Source organism: Streptomyces sp. NPDC050619, assembly GCF_040654815.1.
In the GTDB taxonomy this organism is placed as follows: Bacteria; Actinomycetota; Actinomycetes; order Streptomycetales; family Streptomycetaceae; genus Streptomyces.
Genome location: NZ_JBFAIR010000095.1, coordinates 1 through 7,449, shown reverse-complemented (window position 1 = coordinate 7,449; position 7,449 = coordinate 1). Strand labels below are relative to the sequence as shown.

The window sequence follows — 7,449 nt, the reverse complement described above, 5'->3', positions numbered from 1 at the left end:
GAAGTGCCAGAACATCGATTCGAGGGTGGCGAACTTCAGGTTCTTGCCGACGAGGGCAGCGTCCATGAGGAACAGGCCCGCCACCTGGTCGCGGTGCTGGGCGGCCAGTGAGTAGGCGACGTTGAGGCCGTGGTCGTGGGCGACGACGTGTACGTTCTCGTGGTGGCCGAGGTGGTTGAGCAGCTTGTGGACGTAGGCGGCCAGGACCGTCTTGGTCATGGAGGGCGGGATTCCGGTCGAGTCGCCCAGGCCCGGCAGGTCGATGGCGATGACGGTGCGGCCAGCCGTGCAGCAGCACCATGACCTGCGGGCCGTCGCCGCCGATGACGTAGTGCATCTGCACGTCGTCGATGGTGGTGAAGCCGTGCCGGAAGTGCTTGTTGAACTCGGCGTCGTCCTTGGTCGCCGCGTCGTAGCCGGGGCTGAGCGGCTCCTCCGACCCGACGGCTACGGCGGTGGTGAAAGCGTTCATGGCGGTGTTACGTCCTTTTTTAGAGTGACGAGTTGTGGGTGGTGATCGAGCCGCTGTTGCCGAAGCATGAGCGGCGGTTCCGGTACCCGGGGCGTCAGCGGATCGATGACCGCAGGACGCTCCAGGGTGTGTTGTTTCGTCCTGTACACAGGTGTCCAGTGGGAGTTCCTGCCGCAGGAGTTGGGGTTCGGTTCCGGTCCTACCTGCTGGCGGCGGCTGACCGAGTGGCAGGAGGCCGGGGTGTGGGGAGCCTCTCCCGCGCCACCATCGACGCCTCGCACGTGCAGGCCAAGCGGGGGCGCAGCAGCCCAAAAGTCGCTCGAAGCATCACGTGCTGACCGATGCCCGCGGCACTCCGCTGCGGGTGTCGCTGACCGGCGGTCACCGCCACGATGTCACCCGGCTTTTTGAAGGCACCCCTAGAAGCGCTGTGGCCACGTGAGATGGATGACCCGCCGGGAAATACGCCAGCCGTCATCGGTGCGTCGCAGGTCGTCGGCGTAGACGACGCTGGCGACACCGCCGCCCTCCAGCAGGCTCAGACCTTTGGATCGGGCCCGCGCCTCGTCGCCCGGGCCTTCCGACACGACGATGTTCGTTGTGTGGTGGGCTTTCGCGTGTCCGGGGGCGTTCATGAAGGTCGCGATCGCGTCCAGCCCGACGACCGGGTCGCCGCCGAAGACGCTGCCGTCCCACACCGCGTCTTCGGTGAGGCATTCGCCGAGACGGTCCAGGTCGTGGTCGTCCATGATGTGCGCCCACAGCGCCAGGGCCCTGCTGATTTCGACGGTGTCATCATTCGTGGGTTTCACGTTCGGCTCTCCATTTTGTGCGAAGGGGCCGGGCGCGCCCGGCAGTCTCGACTATGGGGGTGTATCGGCGGGGGCGGGAGAGGATCACATATCCATGGACCGACGATCCTCCCCAGCCGGCCACATCCAACAGCCCAAACACCGACGGCATCCACGACCTCCCGGGCAGCGACAGCACGACAGGCGTTAGCTGCCCAGGGCTCGCCAGGACTTCAGCGGGGGAATCGCGCGCTGGTCGAGGTGGTCCTGGAAAGCAGTCGGTCGGCGGGGGATGGGAGGTTCCTCGGTCGGTGGCAGTCATATCGCCGTCGTGCCACCCGGGTTGCTGGCCCGCGCAACCCGCCCGGTAAGAGGCGGGACTTGCTCACCGGAACGGGGGCGAAGGGACAATGGGCACCTCGGCAGCTTCGTCGGCCGGAACTCCCCGAGCATGCCAGTTGACCATGGTCGGGTGGTGGGGAACGCGACTCGTGCAGTGATCATCAGCAACCGGCGGATCACGGGCCTGACGGCCGGAGTGATTGCCGAACTCGTCGGCGAGATCGGGCCGTTGTGGCACGAGCGTCACCAAGCCAGGCTTGCCTCCCGGCCGCGGAGGCGGGCCTTGGGTGCCGGTGCGAAGCACCGGCTGGTGTTCGTCGACCGGCTGTTGGCCACGCTTGTCCATCTTCGCCACGGGGTCACCCACGACATGCTGGCCTGCTGGTTCGGCGCGGACCGCTCCACGATCACCCGGGCCGTCGGTCCCTGGCCGAGGTCGTCAACCACTTCGGCGCGAGCGGGAAGACCGGCATCGTCGACGGAACCGAGAGCTGGGTCCGCCGGCCCACCGTTGGACGCAAGGACCGGGACAAGTTCATCTCTGGCAAGAACAAGCAGAACGCCGTCAAATCCATGGTGGTCACGGACGGCGAAGGCCGCGTGCTGTGGTGCAAGCCCGGCCCGGCCCGTCCCGCAAGCTGCGCGGACATCACCCACGCCCGCCAGTCAGGGCTGGTCAAGCTCCTGGCCGACGGGCCTGCCGTCGAGATCCTGGCTGATGCCGGCGACCAGGGACTTGGCGCCCAGACCGGTGGCCGGGTGGTGACACCACCGCACCGCAAATTCAAGAAGAACGCCCCGGACTGGTACGAGGAGATGTACGAACGTCAGCGCAAGGCACACCCATCATTCATGGGCGTGATCTGGTTGACGTTCACCAGGAGGACGTCGCAGAGCGCGAAGCCGCGCAGGGCGTCGAGAGCGGTGATCCGCCGGGCGGTTTCCCGTCGGGGCGCCGGAGTTGGTGCCGTGTCGCCGAGCGCCGGAGTCGTGAGGTTCATGAGGCTCCGAGAAGGGCCCGAACTCGGGCCCGTGCAGCGCGGTTCGAGGGCGGACCTCAGGAGGGGACAAGGAATCCCAGCAGGGCGAGCAGCGCGCACAGGCCGAGGTTGACCGCCCGGTAGTGGAGGAAGATCGCGGCGAACTCGCGGATGGTCGCGCTGGGCCAGAAGTAGGCGGCGGTGGGCGAGCCGATGACCTGGCCGTTCACGCCGGTGCGCCGGGCCGTCAGGGCGGCGCGGAAGACGTGGAAGTTGTTGGTGACGACCACACACCGGTGGTCCGGCTCGCGTTCCCGCATGAGGGCCTCGCTGAAGCGCAGGTTCTCCTCCGTGGTGCGCGAGCGGTTCTCCCGTACGACATGCCGGTCCGGGACGCCACGGGCGATGAGGTGGTCGGCCATCGCCTCGGCCTCGGGCAGGTCCTCGTCGGGGCCCTGGCCGCCGGAGGTGACCAGCACGGGCGGCGTACCCCGCGCCGCCTGCGCCTCGTACACCGCGCGCGCCCGCTCCAGTCTGCTCGCCAGCAGGGGCGGCACCCGGGAGCCGCCGACCAGACCGGAGCCGAGGACGACGACGAAGTCCACGTCGTGACGGACCTTCAGCCGCGCGTAGAGGAAGGCGTAGGCGAGGAACGACAGGAAGACGTACGAGACGTAGCCGGCCACGAGGAGGACCGCTCCGGCGATGCGCTGCAACGGCGCCGAGTCGACGTCGGCGGCGGTCACGGTGAGCGTGACGCAGCCGAGGACGGCCAGCCCCGCCAGCCCGGAGAGCAGGTTGGCGGGGCGTCGGCCCTCCTTGCGGACCATCGTCACCCCGTTCGCGATGAGGAAGAACGCGAGGGCCAGCACTCCCAGAGCCAGCAGCGCGAAGGCGAGGGTCACCGCCGCGAGGAGGGGTGCGGGCGCGCTGCCGGCTGCCACTTGGGCGAGCAGCGCCAAGGTCAGCAGGACGAGGGACAGTCCGAGGAGGACGGCGTTGCCGAAGCGGCGGGGGTCTTGCCGTGTCCGGGCCAGGAAGAGCAGGAAGGCCAGCCCGGCGAGGATCGCGAAAATGACGGCAGGCATGGGTTGTTGTCACCTTTGCTGGTCGGCGGGGCGTTGCCCTGGCCCGGGTTGCGGGTACGGCGGTGGCCTGTTACTCGGGGCGTGGGCCTGATTGCTCGGTGACCGACCTCAGCAGCGGGCGGCTGAGCGCGCCGGCCGCCAGTAGTCCCGCGACGCCGACGCCGAAGCACAGGGCGAGCAGGGCCAGGCCGCCGGTTTCGATACTCGAGCCGGCACCGAGGGTGAGCGGGGCGGCGGCGAAGATGCCGGTCAGGGCAGCTCCGCCGGCGAGGACGGCCACAGGGAGGAGGGTCTCCTTGCGGCGGGCCGCGTCCAGGGTCCGCAGTGGTGTACCCGCGAGGCGGAGCAGGCCGTAGGTGCGGCGGCGGTCCAGGACGGAGGCGGCCGCGGTGATGCCCGCGGAGGCGATCGCGGTGATGAAGGTGACGCCGAGGACGACCCGGGTGGCGTTGGAGAAGTCGTCTGCGAACAACTTGGTCGACCAGTTGATGTCGGTTCCGGTGACCGGGTACTGGCCGGGCATGAGGGAGGCCAGCGCGGTGCGGGCGCGGTCCAGCTGCTCGGTGCCGCCGGGCACGGTGGCGGTGACCTGGACGGTGTTCTCGCCGCCCTCGGCGACCCAGTCGGTGTCCGTGCCGATGGTGGCGGTGATCCCCGCGTGTTCCAGGCGGTGCCGCGCCTCCTGTTGGACCACGGCCGCCCGGCTCTTGGGAACGGCCACGGCGAGGGTGTCCGGATGTCCCCACGGCGAGACGCCGGAGACCGCGAAGAGAGCGAAGAACCCGGCCACGAATCCGGCGAGGGTGAGCCCGGAGACCGTACGCCAGCCGCTCTTGGGATCGTCCAGCAGGCGGCGGCCGGCCAGCAGGGTCGCCGGCTTCTGGGCAAGCGCGCAGATGATCCGCCCGAGGACGCCGACCACCCACGGGCCGATCACGGACAGGGCGAGGAAGACCAGGGCGAAGAACACCAGGGGGCCGTTGACATCACTCTTGTGCTCCTGGGTGAACCAGCTGTAGCCCACGATCACCGCGACGAAGGCCAGGGCGCGCAGGAAGCTCATGCGGGGTGGCTTGGAGCGGCGCGCCACGCCCAGCGGGCCGACGACGACCTGGCGCAGCCCGACGAGCGCGCTGACGACCACCATGGCGACCACACCGGCGAGCACGGCGAGCAGCACCGGGAGCCCCACCCACAGGTCTGCCGCGTACCAGGAGCCGCCCGCCACGGACACCCGCGCGGTGGCCGGCAGGAGCAGTCCGTATCCGATGGTGCCCAGCAGCGCGCCCGCCGCGCCGGTGAGGGCCGCCTCGGCGGCGGTCATCCCGGCGATCCGGCCCGGGGTGGCGCCGATGAGCCGCAGTGCGGCCAGGCGCTGGTCGCGGCGGGAGACCGACAGGCGGGCGGAGGAGGCGCCCAGGACCAGCAGCGGTACGACGACGAGGATGGTGGCGATCTTCGCGAGAGCCACGTACCCGTCGCCGATGCCGTCGCTCGAGCGCCGTCCGGTGAAGTCGGCGACCCGGGTGGGGGTGACGGTGTCGCCGGGGCGGCGCGGATCGTCTTCGCGCGGGGTGGTGACGGCGGCGGCGGTCGGCTCGTGGCCGACGACCGCGACCAGTTCGCCGGGGCGGGCCACCGCGGCGCGGCCGAGGGTTCCCGCCGCGGTGCCGGGCACGGGATGCCGGTCGGCGGGAAGGCGGTGGAGCAGGTCGGCGAGGGCCGGGGAGACCCACACCTCGCCCGGCTGGGGGAAGCGGGGCATGCCGGGCGGGGCGGGGGCCTTTTTGCCCGGGAGCTGTGCCACGTCGACGACCGTGACGGGGGTACCGCCGCTGAAGGTGGTGCCGACCGCCTCGACGGCGACCGGAGCCGCGGACTTGACGGGGGTGCGCCAGTCGATGCGGTCGGCTCGCTGCTGGAAACCGAGGTTGACGGCCACGCAGATCAGCAGGAGCCCGGTGCTGATGGCGGCCGCGGCGACGGACAGGGAGGTGGACAGCAGCCCGGTGCGGCCTCCGGCGCGGGTCAGCCGCCAGGTCAGGGTCCAGGTGGTGCGGTCCAGGGCCGTCCTCGGGTTCGGTGCCCTCATCGGTTGAACCTCGCAGCCGCGTCGGAGTCGGCCTGGTGTCCGGCGGTGCCCCGGGCGGCGTGGGCGACGGCGTTCGTGACCGCGGCCCCGTCCGGCGTCCGGTGGTCCTCGGTCAGGCGGCCGTCGCGGACCCGGACGGTGCGGTCGCACCAGCGCGCCACGTCCTCGTCGTGGGTGACCACGACGAGTGCGGCTCCCTGCCTGCGGGTGGTGGTGACCAGCAGGTCGATGACCTCCATGCCGGTGACCTGGTCCAGTGCGCCCGTGGGCTCGTCGGCGAAGATCACCTGAGGGCTGCCGACCAGCGCGCGGGCGATGGCCACCCGCTGCGCCTGCCCGCCGGACAGCTGTCCGGGCCGCCGCTCCTCCATGCCCGCCAGGCCCAGCGGCGGGAACCACTCCCGCGCCTTCTGGACCGCCTGGCGGCGAGGCATGCCGCCGAGCATCAGTGGCAGGGCCACGTTCTCGTCGGCGGGCAGCTCCGGGAGCAGCTGGCCGGACTGGAAGACGAAGCCGAAGCGGGTCCGGCGCAGCTCGCTGCGGTGCGGCTCGCCCAGCTGGTCCACGCTCCCCCAGACTCCGTCCGGGGGGACCCCCATCTCGCTTCGCTCGCCGGCGAGCAGTACCTGGCCCTCGTCGGGCCGTTCGATGCCGGCGAGGCAGTGCAGCAGGGTGGACTTGCCCGACCCGGACGGGCCCATGATCGCCACCGACTCGCCCGTCGAGACGGACACGTCGACACCGGCCAGGGCGCGGGTCAGACCGTAGGACTTCTTCAGACCGGCGCCCACCAGGACGGCGGAGGCGGTGGTCGTGCGGTACGAGTTCATCGGGCTGCCTCCATGGTGACAAGGGCGCACAGGACGAGGCACAGCCCGGCGAGCGCCGCCAGGGCCAGTTGGAGAACGGTGAGGATCTGCATGCCGTCGACGATCCCGCCGGACACGCGCGCCCGTCCTCGGCCGCCGGGCCGGTCCGGGGTGGTCGGCATCGGCCTGTGGGCCGACTCGCTGCTCGGCCGTACATCCGTACCCTTTGCGGCGTGGAACCTGATACTCCGCTCTCCCCGCGCGTCCGGCGCGCCATCACGGTCTCCCTCTGCGGGGGCCTGGCCCTGGTGTGGCTGTTCGACCTGGCGACCCATGACAACCCGCTGACCCTGGTCTCCGGCCCCCTCGCTGCCGCCGCGCTGCTCTTTCCCGCCCGCCGGCCGGGCCCCGAATGGCGTGCCGGCGCCACCGCGCTGGGCTCCTTGGCCCTGACCGTGGTCCTGTGTGCGTCTTCCCAGGGCTCCATCTCGTGGGGCCTGTTGGAAACGGTCGCCCTGCTCGTGCTGCTCGCCCGGACTGCGCGGCGGGTGGAGCGCCCGGCCACCGCCGTGACACTGTCGGCGGCGCTGGCTGTCGCGGTGATCGCCCAGCCGTTGCGCAACGGCGTGAACTTCGGCTTCCTCCCCTTCTCCTTTTTTCTGACGTTCGCCGTGGGCGGCGTCGTGGGCCTCGGTTGCTATCTGCGCCTGCTGGACGCTCGCCGGGCCCGGGCTGTGACCTCCGTACGCCATAACGAGCGTCTGGAACTCGCCCGGGACTTGCACGACTTCGTTGCCCACCACGTCACCGGCATCATCGTGCACGCCAACGCCGCGCTGGTGATCCAGGAGACCTCGCCGGAGCAGATCAAGTCC

9 protein-coding genes and 2 pseudogenes are annotated in these 7,449 nt (G+C 70.9%); 4 read left to right on the top strand and 7 right to left on the bottom strand.

Going from position 1 to position 7,449, the window contains the following annotated elements; translation table 11 throughout:
* The coding region (locus AB0I77_RS53045; RefSeq protein ID WP_363290246.1) for an alpha/beta fold hydrolase at nucleotides 1-231 on the bottom strand (231 nt) is incomplete at its 3' end.
* Here AB0I77_RS53045 and AB0I77_RS53040 point away from each other — a divergent pair.
* Entirely contained in the window at nucleotides 218-517 is a 300-nt protein-coding gene (locus tag AB0I77_RS53040) for a hypothetical protein (RefSeq protein ID WP_363290245.1), read from the top strand. The two genes, AB0I77_RS53045 and AB0I77_RS53040, sit on opposite strands and share 14 nt — an antisense overlap.
* Nucleotides 505-878, top strand: a pseudogene (locus tag AB0I77_RS53035) (transposase); the annotation flags it as partial. The gene AB0I77_RS53040 and the pseudogene AB0I77_RS53035, both read left to right, overlap by 13 nt.
* A gap of 13 nt (nucleotides 879-891) precedes the next feature.
* Here the strand turns inward: AB0I77_RS53035 and AB0I77_RS53030 are convergent.
* Entirely contained in the window at nucleotides 892-1,284 is a 393-nt protein-coding gene (locus AB0I77_RS53030; protein WP_363290244.1) for a nuclear transport factor 2 family protein, read from the bottom strand.
* A gap of 699 nt (nucleotides 1,285-1,983) precedes the next feature.
* Here AB0I77_RS53030 and AB0I77_RS53025 point away from each other — a divergent pair.
* A pseudogene (locus AB0I77_RS53025) lies at nucleotides 1,984-2,277 on the top strand (transposase); the annotation flags it as partial.
* Nucleotides 2,278-2,432: 155 nt separating this feature from the next.
* Here AB0I77_RS53025 and AB0I77_RS53020 read toward each other — a convergent pair.
* The 5 genes from AB0I77_RS53020 to AB0I77_RS53000 all read right to left on the bottom strand — a co-directional run bounded on the left by AB0I77_RS53020 (nucleotide 2,433) and on the right by AB0I77_RS53000 (nucleotide 6,756).
* On the bottom strand, nucleotides 2,433-2,606 hold the full coding sequence (locus tag AB0I77_RS53020; protein WP_363290243.1) for a hypothetical protein: 174 nt from the start codon (nucleotides 2,604-2,606) through the stop codon (nucleotides 2,433-2,435).
* A gap of 56 nt (nucleotides 2,607-2,662) precedes the next feature.
* Complete coding sequence (locus AB0I77_RS53015; RefSeq protein ID WP_363290242.1) at nucleotides 2,663-3,673, bottom strand: YdcF family protein; 1,011 nt, start codon at nucleotides 3,671-3,673, stop codon at nucleotides 2,663-2,665.
* A 70-nt stretch (nucleotides 3,674-3,743) separates the two neighbouring features.
* On the bottom strand, nucleotides 3,744-5,765 hold the full coding sequence (locus AB0I77_RS53010) for an FtsX-like permease family protein (protein ID WP_363290241.1): 2,022 nt from the start codon (nucleotides 5,763-5,765) through the stop codon (nucleotides 3,744-3,746).
* Nucleotides 5,762-6,595 (bottom strand): ABC transporter ATP-binding protein, encoded by an 834-nt coding sequence (locus tag AB0I77_RS53005; protein ID WP_363290240.1) that lies wholly within the window; start codon nucleotides 6,593-6,595, stop codon nucleotides 5,762-5,764. The genes AB0I77_RS53010 and AB0I77_RS53005 overlap by 4 nt, the downstream gene beginning before the upstream one ends.
* On the bottom strand, nucleotides 6,592-6,756 hold the full coding sequence (locus tag AB0I77_RS53000; protein ID WP_363290239.1) for a hypothetical protein: 165 nt from the start codon (nucleotides 6,754-6,756) through the stop codon (nucleotides 6,592-6,594). Before AB0I77_RS53000 ends, AB0I77_RS53005 begins: the two co-directional genes overlap by 4 nt.
* A 51-nt stretch (nucleotides 6,757-6,807) precedes the next feature.
* Between AB0I77_RS53000 and AB0I77_RS52995 the strand changes: the two genes are divergently transcribed.
* The coding region (locus AB0I77_RS52995) for a histidine kinase (protein WP_363290238.1) at nucleotides 6,808-7,449 on the top strand (642 nt) is incomplete at its 3' end.